16 protein-coding genes are annotated in these 14,255 nt (G+C 70.2%); 7 read left to right on the forward strand and 9 right to left on the reverse strand.

The features are described 5' to 3' along the window. Positions 1-8: 8 nt before the first annotated feature. From hemB to UC35_RS08945, 3 genes are all read left to right on the forward strand, one after another. On the forward strand, positions 9-1,010 hold the full coding sequence (gene hemB, locus UC35_RS08935) for a porphobilinogen synthase (protein ID WP_061498214.1): 1,002 nt from the start codon (positions 9-11) through the stop codon (positions 1,008-1,010). 12 nt (positions 1,011-1,022) lie between these two features. After that, positions 1,023-2,123 carry a magnesium transporter CorA family protein gene (locus tag UC35_RS08940; protein WP_061498217.1) on the forward strand — a complete coding sequence of 367 codons (1,101 nt, stop codon included), beginning with the start codon at positions 1,023-1,025 and terminating at the stop codon, positions 2,121-2,123. 92 nt (positions 2,124-2,215) lie between these two features. Then, entirely contained in the window at positions 2,216-2,785 is a 570-nt protein-coding gene (locus UC35_RS08945; protein WP_061498220.1) for a DUF1003 domain-containing protein, read from the forward strand. Here UC35_RS08945 and UC35_RS08950 read toward each other — a convergent pair. The 3 genes from UC35_RS08950 to UC35_RS08960 are packed head-to-tail and all read right to left on the reverse strand — an operon-like array spanning position 2,782 to position 4,975. After that, the gene (locus UC35_RS08950) at positions 2,782-3,435 is read right to left on the reverse strand and encodes a glutathione S-transferase family protein (RefSeq protein WP_061498223.1); all 654 of its coding nucleotides are present in this window, start codon (positions 3,433-3,435) and stop codon (positions 2,782-2,784) included. The two genes, UC35_RS08945 and UC35_RS08950, sit on opposite strands and share 4 nt — an antisense overlap. Continuing rightward, positions 3,432-4,292, reverse strand: coding sequence for an amidohydrolase family protein (locus UC35_RS08955; protein ID WP_061498228.1), 861 nt, complete (start codon positions 4,290-4,292; stop codon positions 3,432-3,434). The genes UC35_RS08950 and UC35_RS08955 overlap by 4 nt, the downstream gene beginning before the upstream one ends. Then, positions 4,292-4,975: a dienelactone hydrolase family protein gene (locus tag UC35_RS08960; RefSeq protein ID WP_061498230.1), complete on the reverse strand. Its 684-nt coding sequence runs from the start codon at positions 4,973-4,975 to the stop codon at positions 4,292-4,294. The genes UC35_RS08955 and UC35_RS08960 overlap by 1 nt, the downstream gene beginning before the upstream one ends. 116 nt (positions 4,976-5,091) lie before the next feature. Between UC35_RS08960 and UC35_RS08965 the strand changes: the two genes are divergently transcribed. Then, entirely contained in the window at positions 5,092-5,835 is a 744-nt protein-coding gene (locus UC35_RS08965) for an SDR family oxidoreductase (RefSeq protein ID WP_061498233.1), read from the forward strand. Continuing rightward, positions 5,835-6,338 carry a MaoC family dehydratase gene (locus UC35_RS08970; protein WP_061498236.1) on the forward strand — a complete coding sequence of 168 codons (504 nt, stop codon included), beginning with the start codon at positions 5,835-5,837 and terminating at the stop codon, positions 6,336-6,338. Before UC35_RS08965 ends, UC35_RS08970 begins: the two co-directional genes overlap by 1 nt. Before the next feature lie 195 nt (positions 6,339-6,533). Here UC35_RS08970 and UC35_RS08975 read toward each other — a convergent pair whose 3' ends face one another. The 5 genes from UC35_RS08975 to UC35_RS08995 are packed head-to-tail and all read right to left on the reverse strand — an operon-like array spanning position 6,534 to position 10,681. Beyond that, positions 6,534-7,121 carry a Crp/Fnr family transcriptional regulator gene (locus UC35_RS08975; protein ID WP_061498238.1) on the reverse strand — a complete coding sequence of 196 codons (588 nt, stop codon included), beginning with the start codon at positions 7,119-7,121 and terminating at the stop codon, positions 6,534-6,536. 25 nt (positions 7,122-7,146) lie between these two features. Further along, positions 7,147-7,791, reverse strand: a complete 645-nt coding sequence (locus UC35_RS08980) for an ABC-type transport auxiliary lipoprotein family protein (RefSeq protein WP_061498241.1) — start codon at positions 7,789-7,791, stop codon at positions 7,147-7,149. Continuing rightward, entirely contained in the window at positions 7,788-8,729 is a 942-nt protein-coding gene (locus tag UC35_RS08985) for an MlaD family protein (RefSeq protein WP_061498243.1), read from the reverse strand. The genes UC35_RS08980 and UC35_RS08985 overlap by 4 nt, the downstream gene beginning before the upstream one ends. A 12-nt stretch (positions 8,730-8,741) precedes the next feature. Continuing rightward, complete coding sequence (locus UC35_RS08990; RefSeq protein ID WP_227820508.1) at positions 8,742-9,566, reverse strand: ABC transporter ATP-binding protein; 825 nt, start codon at positions 9,564-9,566, stop codon at positions 8,742-8,744. After that, the gene (locus UC35_RS08995; protein ID WP_061498245.1) at positions 9,563-10,681 is read right to left on the reverse strand and encodes an MlaE family ABC transporter permease; all 1,119 of its coding nucleotides are present in this window, start codon (positions 10,679-10,681) and stop codon (positions 9,563-9,565) included. The genes UC35_RS08990 and UC35_RS08995 overlap by 4 nt, the downstream gene beginning before the upstream one ends. A gap of 83 nt (positions 10,682-10,764) precedes the next feature. Between UC35_RS08995 and UC35_RS09000 the strand changes: the two genes are divergently transcribed. After that, positions 10,765-11,544 (forward strand): enoyl-CoA hydratase/isomerase family protein, encoded by a 780-nt coding sequence (locus UC35_RS09000; RefSeq protein ID WP_061503756.1) that lies wholly within the window; start codon positions 10,765-10,767, stop codon positions 11,542-11,544. Beyond that, positions 11,541-13,328, forward strand: coding sequence for an acyclic terpene utilization AtuA family protein (locus tag UC35_RS09005; protein WP_227820509.1), 1,788 nt, complete (start codon positions 11,541-11,543; stop codon positions 13,326-13,328). Before UC35_RS09000 ends, UC35_RS09005 begins: the two co-directional genes overlap by 4 nt. Here the strand turns inward: UC35_RS09005 and UC35_RS09010 are convergent. Next, positions 13,318-14,244: a LysR family transcriptional regulator gene (locus UC35_RS09010; RefSeq protein WP_061503757.1), complete on the reverse strand. Its 927-nt coding sequence runs from the start codon at positions 14,242-14,244 to the stop codon at positions 13,318-13,320. The genes UC35_RS09005 and UC35_RS09010 overlap by 11 nt on opposite strands. Positions 14,245-14,255 lie beyond the last annotated feature (11 nt).

Raw genomic sequence — 14,255 nt, forward strand, 5'->3', positions numbered from 1 at the left:
TTTGGGACATGAGCCTGCATGCCCCATTCCCCCAAGGCCGGCCGCGCCGGCTGCGGCGCGACGAGTTCACCCGGAACCTGGTGCGCGAGCACAAAGTCACGGCGCACGACCTGATCTACCCGGTGTTCGTGCTGGATGGCAGCGGGCGCCGGGAGGAAGTCGCCTCCATGCCGGGCGTCGAACGCGTCAGCGTGGACCTGCTGCTGCCGGTGGCCGAACAGTGCGTGGCCCTGGGCATCCCGGTGATGGCGCTGTTCCCGGTGATCGCCGCCGAACTCAAGACGCCCGACGGGCGGGAGGCCTGGAACGCCAAGGGGCTGGTGCCGCGCGCGGTGCGCGAGCTCAAGTCGCACTTTCCGGAGCTGGGGATCATGACCGACGTGGCGCTGGACCCCTTCACCAGCCACGGCCAGGACGGCCTGCTGGACGAAACCGGCTACATCCTGAACGACCCGACGGTCGAAGTCCTGGTGCGCCAGGCGCTGACCCAGGCCGAAGCGGGTGTGGATATCGTGGCGCCGTCGGACATGATGGACGGGCGCATCGGCGCGATCCGCCGCGAGCTGGAACGGCAGGGCCATATCCACACCCGCATCATGGCCTACAGCGCCAAGTACGCGAGCGCCTTCTACGGGCCGTTCCGCGACGCGGTCGGCTCGGCGGCCAACCTGGGCAAGAGCAACAAGAAGGTCTACCAGATGGATCCGGGCAACAGCGACGAGGCGCTGCGCGAGGTGGCCATGGACATCGCCGAGGGCGCCGATATGGTGATGGTCAAACCGGGCATGCCGTACCTGGACGTGGTGCGCCGCGTGAAGGACGAGTTCCTGGTGCCCACCTTCGCCTACCAAGTCAGTGGCGAGTACGCGATGCTCAAGGCCGCCGCCCAGAACGGCTGGCTCGACCACGACGCGGTGATGATGGAAAGCCTGCTGGGCTTCAAGCGCGCCGGCGCCGACGGCGTGCTCACCTACTTCGCGCTGGAAGCGGCCCGCCAGCTGCGCCGCTAGAAACGGCCGCCGATGCAGATCGTCGAGTTCACCCCGGGCACGCTCAGGTTCCTCGATCATCTGCCGCCGCGCGCCCCCGACGGCGGATTCATCTGGATCTACCTCGAGCGCGAGTCGCTCGGGCAGGAGACGGCCGCGCTGCAGCAGGCGGCGCAGGTGCTGGGCGGCTCCGCGGTGCTCGACCTGCACCTGCAGGACCTGGGCAACCGGGAGCACCCCTCCGACTACGACTACACCTCGGTGTACGACCTGGTGGTGTTCCGCCGCCTGGCCAGCGATGCCGAGGTGCGTGCCGAGACCGGGGCGGCGGCCCGCCCCGCCGTCGGCGCGCTGTCCGCCTTCACGCGCATCCGCACCCGGTCGGTGGGTTTCGTGGTGTTCGACCGGCTGCTGATCTCGGTGCACCCGGCCGGCTGCTACGCGGCCGAGACCTTCATCAAGCGCTTCCTCGCCGACGCCGTGCAGGCCGAGGGCCTGAGCGCCGCGGCGCGCAGCCGGCTGCCCGCCGGCCCGGCCGACCTGATGCTGCGCATGTTGAATGTGATGGTCGACAGCTACCTGGCGCTGCGCAAGGAACTGGGCGCCGAACTCGACGCCTGGCAGCAGCTGCTGCTCTCGCCCAAGACCCGGCGCGCCGACTGGCATGCGTTCATGACGGCACGTGGGGCGCTCCACACCCTCGAGGACTTGTGCGAAGGGCAGAACGACGCCATGCAGGAGTGGCTGGACACGCAGCGCGAGCAGCCCGCCGCCGGCCTGTCCCTGGCCGAGCGGGACTCCCTGCTGGCCCGTGCCCGCGACGTGGTGGAGCACATCCAGCGCGTGGTGCACCACGTGCGCCGCATGGAGCAAGGCGCCGAGATGGCGGTGCAGATCCATTTCTCCGCCCTGAGCCACCGCACCAACGAGATCATGCGCGTGCTCACCGCCCTGACGGCCGTCTTCCTGCCGCTGAACTTCATCACCGGCTTCTTCGGCATGAACTTCGAGTTCCTGCCGCTGATCCATTCGGCGACCGCGATGTGGGTGATGCTGGGCGTAATGGCCACGGTCTCGGTGGTCGTCGTGGCGGTGTTCTGGCGCAAGCGCTACCTGGCACGGACGGGGCGCTAGCCTTCCCCGCGCGGGCGTCGCTTTCCGACGCTGCCGGCAGGCGCAGCCACTGATAATGATCCCGAGCCCAGCAGGCGCCGAAGGGAGTTCGCATGGCCGCACACCAATACCGTTCGTCCACCACCGAAGATGATGTGACGCGCGAGAACGTGAGGGCCATGCGCAGGCTGGAAGCGGCCATGGCCCGGCACAGCGGGATGGCCGACCGCATGGCAGCAGCGATCGCGCGCTTTTGCGGCAGCATGTCCTTCGTCTGGCTCCACGTGGCGGCCTTCGCGGCCTGGATCGCCTGGAACACGCTGCCGTCGTTCGCGCACTTCGACCCCTACCCCTTCACTTTCCTCACCCTGGTGGTGTCGCTGGAGGCCATCTTCCTGTCCACCTTCATCCTGATCAGCCAGAACTACGACATGCGCGTGAGCGAGCGGCGCAACCAGCTCGACCTGCAGATCAACCTGCTGTCGGAACAGGAGAACACCAAGATCCTGCAGATCCTCGAGCGCATCGCCCAGAAGGTGGGCGCGCATGTGAGCGACGACCCGCAGATTCGCGCGCTCGAAGAGGCGACCCGGCCGGAGGCGCTGGCCAGGCAGATCGAAGAAGCCTACGGGGATCGGCCGCAGCGGCGGCCCGCCGTCGGGCATCGCCGCGAGCCGTCTTAGACCAGGGGCGGCGCGAGCTTCTCGTTGGCGATCACGCGCTGCACGGCGTCGCGCGCCAGCATGCGCTGCAGGTAGGGGCCCAGGTGGTCGTGCGCGCGCGCCGGCGGCTCGTTCTGGAAGTGGCGCGTCCAGCGGCACAGCGTGAACACGTAGGGATCGAGCGCCGAGAAGCGTTCGCCCGCGAACCAGGGCCCGGCGTGGCGCGCCAGTTCCGCATCCAGTTGCTCGAGCAGTCCGGCGACCTTGCGCTCGGCATGGCGCTTGACCTGCGCCGCCCCGGCCTCGTTACCTTTGTCCACCCAGCGCTGCGGGTAGAAGTAGGCGATCAGCGCGGTCTGCAGCGTGTTCGTCAGCCACATCAGCCACTTGTAGAAGTGCGCGCGTTCGGTGCTGCCCGGCGCCGGGGCCAGCCCGGCCTGCGGATGCGTGTCGCACAGGTGCAGCACGATGGCGGCCGTCTCGTAAAGCACCAGTTCGCCGTCCTCCAGCACCGGGATCAGGCCATTGGGGTTGAGCTTGAGGTAGTCGGGTCGCCGATGGGCATCGACGCTGCGGTCGACAAGCACGCGCTCGTAGGAGACGCCGAGTTCTTCAAGAAGGATGTGCGGCACCATGGCCGCGGTGCTGGGGTAGTAGTGGAGCTTGATCATGGAAGCTGGAAGAGCTTGGCGCCATTGTCCCAGGCGATCCGGCGCGCCACCTCGGGCGGCAGCTCGCCCAGCCACGTGCGGTAGCCCTTCATCAGGTCCTCGTAGGACTCCCAGCGCTGGTTGATCCAGGTGTCCGAGCCGATCACGAAGCGATCGGGAAATTTCAGCATCAGCTCGCGCCAGGGTGCGCACAGCTTGCCGCCCTCGCAGGTCAACCCTGGCCGGTACGACAGTTCGCCCATGAGCAGCGGATACTTCTTCAGCAATTCCTCGACACGCGCCGGCGACGGGCCGCCGATGCCGGTGTGCGCCCAGATCAGCCGCAGCTTCTGCCCCTTGGACGGCGTGCTGGCCATCAACAGGTCCACCGCCGTGTCATCGACGTGCGCCAGCACCGCCAGGTTCTTCTCCTCGGCCAGGACCATGAGCTTTTTCGCCACCGGACCGTTGGCATTGCCGCTGTCGTACAGGTGGAACTCGCCCAGCCCGCGGAACGGCCCGGACGCCGTGCCGCGGGCGAGTTCGGACTCGACCATGCGGTAGATGCTGTCGTCGCGAAACCAGTTGTCGTAGTCGGCACGGTTGCGGTACAGGCGCACGAAGGGCACCACGGTCACGCCCGCCTCGCGGGCCAGCGGCGAGGCCGCCAGCGCATGGGTGCCGTCGTTCGGCCGCGAGTTGGCGATGATGGCCTTGACGCCGCTGCGGCGCATGCGGCCCAGCACGTCCGCGGGCGGGTGCGGCGCCTGCGCCTCCACGTTGTAGTGCAGGTGCGCGTCGAACAAGGGGCCGGCGTAGTCGGCCGCCTGCACCGACGCCGCAAGCGCAGCGGCGACGAGCGTCAGGAGCAGCCGCATCACGCGAGGTGTTTGGCGAAGAACGCCAGCGTGCGCTCGCGGGCCAGCTTCTTCGCGTCCTCGTTGTAGGCCGCGCGCCGGTCGCAGTTGAAGCCGTGGTTGGCATGGTAGAGGTGCACCTCGACCTCAGGGTGCGCCTTCTTGAAGGCTTCCACGCTCTCCAGCGAGATCCAGTGGTCCTGGTCGCCAAAGTGCGCCAGCACCGGCACCTTCGGCTGGCGTGCGATCTCTTCCGGCGTGGTCATGCCGCCGCCGTAATAGGGCACGGCGGCCGACAGGCCGTCCACCAGGCAGGCCGAGCGCCAGGTCAGCAGGCCGCCCCAGCAATAGCCCACGATGCCGACCTTGCCCGCCTGCGCCGCGTGCTTCACGGCGGCCTGGATGTCGGCCAGCACGCCCGGCGCCGGCAGCGCCTCCACCGCCGTCTTCAGCGCGAAGCCCGCCTTCATGTCGTCCTCGGTGTAGCCGATGTCCACGCCCGGCTTGACCCGGTGGAAGGTCGAAGGCGCGACGGCCAGGTAGCCTTCGGCCGCATAGCTGTCGGCCACGTCGCGGATGTGGGCGTTGACGCCGAAGATTTCCTGCAGCACCACCACTGCGGCCTTGGCCTTGCCGGCGGGCTGCGCCACGTAAGCGGGGAAGACGAAACCGTCGGCGGACGTGAGGTCGGTGAACTGGCCCATGGGGTCTCCTTTGTTGTTGGCGGCGCCGCGGCGCCGAAGCGGCTAGCTTGGCGCAGGCGTGTGCCGTGCGTCAAGCCGCGCCTTTTGCTGTAATGATGGGCAGAAGGAGACAGCACGTGGAGCAGTTGTTGCTTGTGACCGGCGCGAGCCGCGGCATCGGGGCCGCGACCGCGCGACTCGCCGCCCGCCGCGGCTATGCCGTGGCCGTGAACTACGCGGTCAACCGCCACGCCGCCGATGAGGTCGTGCGGTCCATCGAGGACGCCGGTGGCCGCGCCTTCGCGGTCCAGGCCGACGTCGCCCATGAGGACCAGGTGCTGGCCATGTTCGAGGCGGTGGACCGGCAGGGGCGGCTCGCCGCCCTGGTCAACAACGCCGGCGTGGTGGACGTCAGCGCCCGGCTGGAGGACATGCCGCTGGCGCGCCTGCAGCGCATGCTGGCCATCAACGTGCTGGGCACCATGCTGTGCGCGCGCGAGGCGATCAGGCGCATGAGCACGCGGCGCGGCGGCGCCGGCGGCGCCATCGTCAACGTGTCCAGCGCCGCCTCGCGCCTGGGCTCGCCCGGGCAGTACGTGGACTACGCGGCAGCCAAGGGCGCGGTGGACGCCTTCACCCTGGGGCTGGCCAAGGAAGTCGCCGCCGACGGCATCCGCGTCAATGCGGTGCGTCCCGGGCTGATCGACACCGAGATCCACGCCTCGGGCGGCATCCCCGATCGGGTGCAGCAACTCGCGCACCAAGTTCCGATGCAGCGCGGCGGCAGCGCCGACGAAGTCGCCGAGGCGATCCTCTGGCTGCTCTCGCCTGCGGCCAGCTACACGACAATGTCGCTTCTCGAAGTTTCGGGTGGCCGCTGATGAGTGAATTCAAGTACTACTGGGAAGACCTGCAACTGGGGTCGGTGCGCGACCTGGGGCAGGTCACCATGTCCGCGACGGAGATCAAGGCCTTCGCGGCCCAGTTCGATCCGCAGCCGTTCCACTTGGACGAAGAGGCGGGACGCAAATCCATCTTCGGCAGCCTGTGCGCCAGCGGCTGGCACACCTGTTCGCTGGCCATGCGCCTGACCGTCGACAACTTCCTGAAGGACGCCGCCAGCATGGGCTCGCCCGGCCTGGAGAGCCTGCGCTGGCTCAAGCCGGTGTTCCCGGGCGACACCCTGAGCCTCAAGCACCGGATCCTGGAGTCGCGGGCGCTGCGCAAGCGCACCGACATCGGCATGGTCCGCTCGTCGTGGGACATGTACAACCAGCGCGGCGAAATGGTGATGCAGATGGAAGGCTACGGCATGTTCCGCCGCCGCCATCCCGCCACCCTCGAGGAAATCGAGCGGCTCGAGGCCGGCGCGCCCAGGTCCTAGTGTCCCGAGTCAGAAATAACTGGCGTTTCGTTCGGATGCCCGCGGGGATGATCGGTGGGTGGCCAGAGGGGGTCAAGACTGGGCGTCTTGACTCCCTCTGGACGCACGCCGAGGGCCCCGCAGGCGCCGAACCCTTCGGGCTGTGCCGTATTGGGGCGCAGCGAAATGCCAGATATTTCTGACTCAGGACACTAGTCAGGCCCCGGGACCGGGGCCTCCGGCGGCCGCCTGGCCCAGGGCCTGCAGCACCTTGATCAGCTGGTTGCTGGTGTTGCGCAGCCGCTGCGCCAGCAACTGCGTCAGCTTGACCAGCAGCTTCGCGCCCACCGCCGGATGGGCGGCGATCAGGCGGCCGACCGCCGCGCGCGTGAGCACCGCCGCTTGCACCGGGCCGAGCGCCCGGCAGCTCGCGTAACGCGGTTCGCCGTCGAGCATCGACATCTCGCCGATCACCGCGCCTTCCTTGATCACCGCCAGGCGCGTCACCTCGCTCGCTTCCTGGCCGTCGCTGCCGGTGCCGCCCTTGCGCTTGCCCACATCCACGGTGCCTGACAGCAGCAGCATCATCCAGTCGCTCGCCTCGCCCTCGGCGATCAGCAACTGCCCGGGCTGCGCGCTCACGCGCAGCATGCTCGCGCCCAGCAGGTCAGCTTCGGCCGGCGTGAAGTCCGCCAGCAAGGGCGAGACCGCCAGCAGCTCGCCTTCCTGCGACAGGCTCACGCAGGGGCCGAGGATCTCCAGCCCGCGCTCGCGCAACTGCTGTTCGACGGCCTTCGTGTCCATGGGTCAGGGCCGGTTCACACGGTGCCTAGCGCGTGGCTGCCAGCCACTGGCGCAGCTCCTCGCCGGTGGCATCGGTGGCGGCGGCCAGCGCCCGCACGCCGCCGGACGCGTCCCCGGTGCGCGCCGGCTGGCGCGCGGCGAAACTGCGCTGCGCCAGCAGGCGCTCGCCCGCCAGAGTGGCCTCGAACAGCGAGGCGCGCAAGCGCAGCACGCCCGAACTCTGCGACGGCGAGTCGAACTGATGGCAGAACTCCTCCACGTCGATGCGCAGCACGCGCGGCATGGTGCCGCCACGGGCCAGGGCCGCAGCTTCGCCCGGATCGAGCACCGCGCGGTCGCGTGCCAACTGCTCGCGCAGGCGCTGCCGGATCAGCACCAGCGGCGGCGCGCTCCAGCGCGACAGGGCATAGGGATGCAGCTGGTGCGCGTCGGCGTAGGCGAGGCGGTACAGCAGGGCCGAGCTGTCCAGGTTGATCGACGCCTCGAGATCGGCCAGCACGATCGTCGGCTGCGCCGGCTGGGTCGCCGCGGCCGCCGGCGCGACCGGCCCCGGGCCGAAGTCGTAGAGCGTGGCGCGCTGCGGCCGCTCGGGCGTGGCGCAGCCCGCCAGCGCCACGGCGGCGGCCAGCAGCAGGCCCGGCAGGAATGCGGTCTTTTTGGTCTTGTTCATTGTTGCGGGGCCGCTTTGGGCGGCGTGAAGCCCGGCTCGCCCGGTCCCGGCGCCACGTGCCCGGTGCCGTAGAGCAGCGATTGCGGGTTCTCGCCGATGGAGTTGGCGGTGCGTCCGAGCTGTCGCATCGCGCGCGAGGCGTCGTCGGTGACGCGGTTGATGCGCGGCAGGGTCGCCGCATTGAAGGCGTCGGCCGCGTGCGACAGGGACTGCGAGCCCTGCGCCAGCCGGTCGATCGGGCCGTCCGGCTCGTTGAGGCGCTTGGCGGTGCGGCCGAACTCGTCGGCCACGTTGCGCACCGAGCGCATCGACTGCGTGGTTTCGGCCAGGGCCGGGTCCAGCCTCTGGTCCACCGTGGCCTGCAGCTTGCGGGCGAGCTGGCTGGCATCGGCCGCCGCCTGCCCGAGGTTGTCCAGGCTGGTGGCGAAGCGGCGCTGGTTCGTTTCGCCCAGCAGCAGGTTGGCGCGCGTGACGAACTGCTGCACCTGGTCCAGCACCACCTCGCCCCGGGCCGTCAGCTTGGCGACCAGCCCCGGCTCCAGCGGGATGCGCGGGGGCTGGCCGCCCTGCACGGCCAGGCGCGACCCCGGCCGGCCGTGGTCATCCAGCTGCACGAAGGCCAGGCCGGTCACGCCCTGGTAGCTGAGGGTGGCGAAGGTGTCGGTGGTCACCGGCGCCTCGCGATCGACCTCGATCCGGATCAGCACGTTGCCCGTGGCCTTCGGGTCGAAGCCGATGGCCCCTACCTTGCCGACCTCGACACCGCGGTAACGCACCGCCGCCTGCGACTGCAGGCCGGTGACCGGCTCGCGCGTGGAGATCTCGTAAGTGTCGCGCTCGCCGGTGTCGCGCGTGAGCCAGGCCGCCAGCATCACCAGCAGGGCGGCGACCACCACCACGAAAATGCCGGCCGCCATTGCGTGCGCCTTGTTTTCCATAAGGGGTCCTTTTTACACTGCGAACGGGTATTCGCGCAGCAGTTCCATGGCGCGCTGGCCCCGTTCGCCGAGGAAGAAATCGTGGATGAAGGGGTGCTGGAAGGCGATCACGTCCTTCGGCGACGCGGCGATGATCACCCGCTTGTCGGCCAGCACCGCGATGCGGGTGGACACCTCGAACAGGGTGTCCAGGTCGTGGCTCACCATCACCACCGTCAGCTCCATGTCGCGGTGCAGCGAGCGCAGCAGCGCCACGAAGCCGTCGGAGCTGTCCGGGTCGAGCCCGGCGGTGGGCTCGTCCAGCAGCAGCAGCGGCGGGTCCATGATCAGCGCGCGCGCCAGCGCCGCACGCTTGATCATGCCGCCGGACAGGTCGGCGGGCATCTTGTAGGCGTCCTCGGGCTTGAGTCCCACCATCTGCAGCTTGACCATCGCGGCTTCGCGCACCAGCGACGAGGGCAGCGTCTTGAGCTCGCGCAGCGGAAAGGCGATGTTCTCCAGCACGGTGAACGCCGAGAACAGCGCGCCGTGCTGGAACAGCATGCCGATGCGGCTCGACGCGCCGTGGCGGCCGATCTGCTCCACCGGCTGGCCCAGCACCCGGATCTCGCCGCGCGCCGGCGTTTCCAGGCCCAGGATCTGCCGCAGCAGCACAGTCTTGCCGCTGCCCGATCCGCCGACGATGGACAGGATCTCGCCGCGGCGCACCGTGAGGTTCAGGTCCTGGTGCACCACGAAGCGCCGCTCCGGCGTCTGGAACACGCTCCACAGCTGGCGGATCTCCACCATCGCCTGGCCCTCGGCCGGCATCGGGGCGGCGGCGTCGTCCTGCGTCATCGGAATCCCACGCCCTTGAACAGCACGGCGAACAGCGCGTCCACCAGGATCACCGCGGTGATCGCGGTGACCACCGAAGCGGTCGTGCCTTCGCCCAGGCTTTGCGTGTTCGGCTTGACGCGCAGCCCGAAGTGGCAGCCCACCAGCGCGATCAGCACGCCGAACACCACCGACTTGCCGGTGGCGATGATCAGGTTGCCGATGTCCACCGCCTGGGGCAGCGCATTGATGAAGAAGGTGGGCGTGATGCCCAGCGACACGTTGGCGGCGATCATGCCGCCACCCAGCGCGCAGATCGTGGTCCAGGCGCTGATCAGCGGCATCGCGATCGCCAGCGCCAGCACGCGCGGCATCACCAGCCGGAAACTGTGCGAGATGCCCATCACGCTCATGGCGTCGAGTTCGTCGGTCACCCGCATGACGCCGATCTGCGCGGTGATCGCCGAGCCGGAGCGGCCGGCGATCAGGATCGCGGCCAGCATCGGCCCCAGCTCGCGGATCAGCCCGATGCCCATGATGTTGACGATGTAGGCGTCGGCGCCGAACTGCCGCAGCTGCACCGCGGTCAGGTAGGCCAGCACCACCCCGATCAGGAAGCCGACCAGCGCGGTGATGGGCAGCGCCGTGGCGCCGATCCGGAACAGGTGGCCGGAAAAATCGCGCCAGGGCCCGCGGTGCGGCGCCCGCAGCAGCTGGCCGATGTTGAGGGTGAGCTGGCCCATCAGCTGCACGAAGGACTGCACATGGTTGGCCCCGCGCAGCACGGCCCCGCCGAAGCCGATGAGGGCCGCGCGAAGGCTCACGCGGCGGCGTGGCCGCAGCGGCGTGGTGAAGCGGGCGACGCGCTCCAGCACCGCGCGCTGCGGGGGCGAGAGTTCGACCCGCTCCGGCCAGCGCCGGTCCCAGTGGTCCCACAGCACCTGGGCGCCCACATGGTCGAGCTGCTGGAGCTCTCGGAGGTCCCAGGCCTGCACCTCGGCCCGCGGCAGGCTGGCCCGCAGCTGCTGCAACAACTTCGGCTCGGCCAGCCGGTCGGCGGTCCATTGGCCCAGCACGCGCACCCGCGGTCCCTCGGGCGCGGGTTGCGGCTCGATGCGGGGCACGCTCCCTTCCATCAGCCGAATCGTAACGGTACAGGCCGCCCTTTGTTTCAATTCAAGGCGCCGCGGTTATAAAGGCACGGTCGATGGAGGCGCGCATGAGCGAAACCAGCACCCCGGAACTTGGCGTCGAAACCCGCGGCTCGGTGCTGTGGCTGACGATCCGGCGCGAGGAGCGCCGCAACGCACTCAGCCATGCGGTGCTGGCCGGCATGGCGCGGGCCATCGAGGACGCGCAGGCACGGCGCGAGCTGCGCGCGATCGTGATCACCGGCGCCGGCAGCAAGGCCTTCTGCGCCGGCGCCGACCTGCAGGCCGCCCAGGCCTTCACCACCGACTACTCCGAGCCCTACGGCCACCTGGCGCAGCTGCTGCGCCGGGCCAAGGCCGGCCACATCCCGCTGATCGCCCGCGTCAACGGCGCCTGCATGGCCGGCGGCATGGGGCTGCTGGCCATGTGCGACCTGGCGGTGGCCGCCAGCCACGCGGTGTTCGGCCTGCCGGAGGTGAAGGTGGGCGTGTTTCCGGCGCAGGTGCTCACGGTGCTGCAGCACCTGGTGCCGCGCCGCCGGCTGGCCGAGATGTGCCTCACGGGCGAGCCGGTCACCGCCGCGCAGGCGCTGGAGTGGGGCCTGGTCAACTACGTGGACGACGACGTCGACGCGCGGCTGGACTGGCTGCTGGCGCGGATGCTGGACAAGTCGCCGGCGGCGGTGCGGCGCGGGCTCTACACGATGAAGAAGATCGAGAGCATGGCCTTCGAGGAATCGATGTCCTTCACCGAAAGCCAGATCGCCCTCTTCACGCTGACCGAGGACGCCAAGGAGGGCCAGCAGGCTTTCCAGCAGAAGCGCAAGCCGCAATGGACCGGCCGATGAGCGACGTGACACCAAAGGTCGTGCGCATCGGCGGCGCCTCGGGCTTCTGGGGCGACAGCAGCGTGGGCGCGCCGCAGCTGGTGGCGCGCGGCCAGGTCGACTACCTGGTGTTCGACTACCTGGCCGAGCTGACCATGTCGATCCTGGCGGCCGCGCGCGGCAAGGACCCGGCCCTGGGCTACGCCACGGATTTCGTGACGGTGACCCTGAAGGCGATCCTGAAGGATGTCGTGGCCCAGGGCATCCGCGTGGTCAGCAACGCCGGCGGCGTGAACCCGCAGGCCTGCGCGCAGGCGATCGCGGCACTGGCCGCCGAGCAGGGCCTGCCGCTGCGCGTGGCGGTGGTCGAGGGCGACGACGTCATGCCGCTGCTGCCCGGCCTGCGCGAGGGCATCCGCGAAATGCAAAGCGGCGCGCCGCTGCCGGCGCGGGTGCTCACCGCCAACGCCTACCTCGGGGCCCTGCCGATCAGGCAGGCGCTGGATGCCGGCGCCCAGATCGTGGTCACCGGCCGCTGTGTCGACAGCGCGGTGACGCTGGGGGCGCTGATGCACGAGTTCGGCTGGGACGCCGATGACTTCGACCGGCTGGCGCAAGGCAGCCTGGCCGGCCACATCATCGAATGCGGCTGCCAGGCCACCGGCGGGCTGCACACCGACTGGGAGCAGGTGCCGGACTGGCCGCACATCGGCTACCCGGTGATCGAATGCCGCGCGGACGGCAGCTTCATCGTCACCAAGCCGCCGGACACCGGCGGGCTGGTCAACACCGCGGTGATCGCCGAGCAGATGCTCTACGAGATCGGCGATCCGCGGCGCTACCTGCTGCCCGACGTCAGCTGCGACTTCAGCCAGATCACGCTGGCGCAGGACGGCCCGCTGCGGGTGCGCGTGACGGGCGCGCGCGGGCTCGCGCCCGGCCCGCAGTACAAGGTCAGCGCCACCTACATGGACGGCTTTCGCTGCAGCGCGCAGCTCACCATCGTCGGCCTGGACGCGGCGCGCAAGGCGAGGCGCACCGGCGAGGCCATCCTCGAGCGCACGCGCGAACTGTTCCGGGCGCAGGGCCTGGCCGACTACAGCCGCAGCCTGATCGAGGTGCTCGGCTCGGAGGAAGCGAATTTCGGCCCGCAGGCGCGCACGGGCGCGGTGCGCGAGGCCGTGCTGCGCCTGGCGGTGACGCATCCGCAGAAGGCCGCGCTCGAACTGTTCGCGCGCGAAATCGCCCCGGCCGGCACCTCCTGGTCACCCGGCACCACCGGCGCCGACGGCCGGCCCAAGGCGGTGCCGGCGATCAAGCAGTACGCCTTCCTGCTGGACAAGGCGCAGCTGCAGCCGCGCGTGCTGCTGGACGGCCAGGTGATGACGGTCGCGGTCCCGCACGGACAGGTCGCGGTACCGCCGCCCCGGGAGGCAAGCAGTGGAGACATCCTCGAACCCGGGCCGGACTGGGTGGAAGTGCCGCTGCTGCGGCTGGCCTGGGGCCGCAGCGGTGACAAGGGCGACAGCTCGAACATCGGCATCATCGCGCGCCGCCCCGACTGGCTGCCGCTGCTGCGCGCGCAACTGACCGAAGCGCGGGTGCGCGAATGGCTGTCGCACCTGGTGCGCGGCAGCGTCACCCGCTACGAGCTGCCCGGCATCCACGCCCTGAACTTCCTCTGCACCGAGGCGCTGGGCGGCGGCGGCATGGCCTCGCTGCGCAACGACCCGCTGGGCAAGGGCATGGCGCAGGTCCTGCTGGCCATGCCGGTGCGGGTGCCACGCGACGGGCTTACACCGTGAACCCGGGCGCCAGCGCCTGGCGCAGGTGGTCCACCAGGCATTGCACCGCCCGCGGCACCTGCGGCGACCAGGGCCGGATCGCATAGATGCTCTCGCCGAAAAAGCCCAAGGGGCGCCACCCGGGCAGCACGCGCACCAGCTGGCGCGGGCCGAGGTGCGCCGCCGCGCTGAAGTCCGGCAGCAGCGCGATGCCCAGGCCGCCCAGCACCGCGTCGCGCAGCGCTTCGCTGTTGTTGGCACGCAGCGGCCCGCGCACGCCGACCACCACCCGCTCGGGCTTGCGCGCGCCCTCGCGCTCGAACGACCAGCTGCTGCCGCCTTCGCGCAAGTAGACCAGGCAATCCTGCTGCGCGAGCTCGTGCGGATGCGCCGGCCTGCCGCGCCGCCGGAGGTAGTCCGCGCTGGCCACCAGCAGCGACCGCGAGGGGCACAGCGCCCAGGCCACGTGGGTGTCGGGCGGCGATTGCGTGTGGCGGATCGCGAGGTCGAAGCCTTCCTGCTGCAGGTTGACGAAGCGGTCCGTCAGGTCCAGCTCCAGCCGGATCTCGGGGAACTGGCGCAGAAAGGGCGGCAGCGTGGGCACAATCCATTGCCGCCCCAGCGCCACCGGCGCGGTCAGGCGCACCAGGCCGCGCGGTGACCCGGCCAGGTCGCGGATGCTGGCGAAGCTCTGCGCGATGCCCTCGAAGGCCGCGTGCGTGTCGTCCACCAGTTGCTGGCCCGCCGGCGTGAGCCCGACCGAGCGGGTGGTGCGCCGCACCAGCGGCAAGCCGGCGCTTCGCTCCAGCTCGGCAATGCGCCCGCTCACCGAGGCCTTCGAGATGCCCAGCCGGCGCGCGGCCTGGGTGTAGCTGCGGGTCTGCGCCAGCACGGTCAGCAGGTGCAGGTCGGCAAAGGCGGGGGTGGGTTCGGCCATGGCGTTGTTCA

The sequence above is a fragment of the Ramlibacter tataouinensis genome, from assembly GCF_001580455.1.
GTDB classification, from domain to species: domain Bacteria; phylum Pseudomonadota; class Gammaproteobacteria; order Burkholderiales; family Burkholderiaceae_C; genus Ramlibacter; species Ramlibacter tataouinensis_B.

What these genes read in the sequence shown, in the direction of transcription:
- hemB (WP_061498214.1), top strand. Translation starts at nt 9, where the DNA reads ATGAGCCTGCATGCCCCATTCCCCCAAGGCCGGCCGCGCCGGCTGCGG.
- UC35_RS08940 (WP_061498217.1), top strand. Translation starts at nt 1,023, where the DNA reads ATGCAGATCGTCGAGTTCACCCCGGGCACGCTCAGGTTCCTCGATCAT.
- UC35_RS08945 (WP_061498220.1), top strand. Translation starts at nt 2,216, where the DNA reads ATGGCCGCACACCAATACCGTTCGTCCACCACCGAAGATGATGTGACG.
- UC35_RS08950 (WP_061498223.1), bottom strand. Translation starts at nt 3,435, where the DNA reads ATGATCAAGCTCCACTACTACCCCAGCACCGCGGCCATGGTGCCGCAC.
- UC35_RS08955 (WP_061498228.1), bottom strand. Translation starts at nt 4,292, where the DNA reads ATGCGGCTGCTCCTGACGCTCGTCGCCGCTGCGCTTGCGGCGTCGGTG.
- UC35_RS08960 (WP_061498230.1), bottom strand. Translation starts at nt 4,975, where the DNA reads ATGGGCCAGTTCACCGACCTCACGTCCGCCGACGGTTTCGTCTTCCCC.
- UC35_RS08970 (WP_061498236.1), top strand. Translation starts at nt 5,835, where the DNA reads ATGAGTGAATTCAAGTACTACTGGGAAGACCTGCAACTGGGGTCGGTG.
- UC35_RS08975 (WP_061498238.1), bottom strand. Translation starts at nt 7,121, where the DNA reads ATGGACACGAAGGCCGTCGAACAGCAGTTGCGCGAGCGCGGGCTGGAG.
- UC35_RS08980 (WP_061498241.1), bottom strand. Translation starts at nt 7,791, where the DNA reads ATGAACAAGACCAAAAAGACCGCATTCCTGCCGGGCCTGCTGCTGGCC.
- UC35_RS08985 (WP_061498243.1), bottom strand. Translation starts at nt 8,729, where the DNA reads ATGGAAAACAAGGCGCACGCAATGGCGGCCGGCATTTTCGTGGTGGTG.
- UC35_RS08990 (WP_227820508.1), bottom strand. Translation starts at nt 9,566, where the DNA reads ATGACGCAGGACGACGCCGCCGCCCCGATGCCGGCCGAGGGCCAGGCG.
- UC35_RS08995 (WP_061498245.1), bottom strand. Translation starts at nt 10,681, where the DNA reads ATGGAAGGGAGCGTGCCCCGCATCGAGCCGCAACCCGCGCCCGAGGGA.
- UC35_RS09000 (WP_061503756.1), top strand. Translation starts at nt 10,765, where the DNA reads ATGAGCGAAACCAGCACCCCGGAACTTGGCGTCGAAACCCGCGGCTCG.
- UC35_RS09005 (WP_227820509.1), top strand. Translation starts at nt 11,541, where the DNA reads ATGAGCGACGTGACACCAAAGGTCGTGCGCATCGGCGGCGCCTCGGGC.
- UC35_RS09010 (WP_061503757.1), bottom strand. Translation starts at nt 14,244, where the DNA reads ATGGCCGAACCCACCCCCGCCTTTGCCGACCTGCACCTGCTGACCGTG.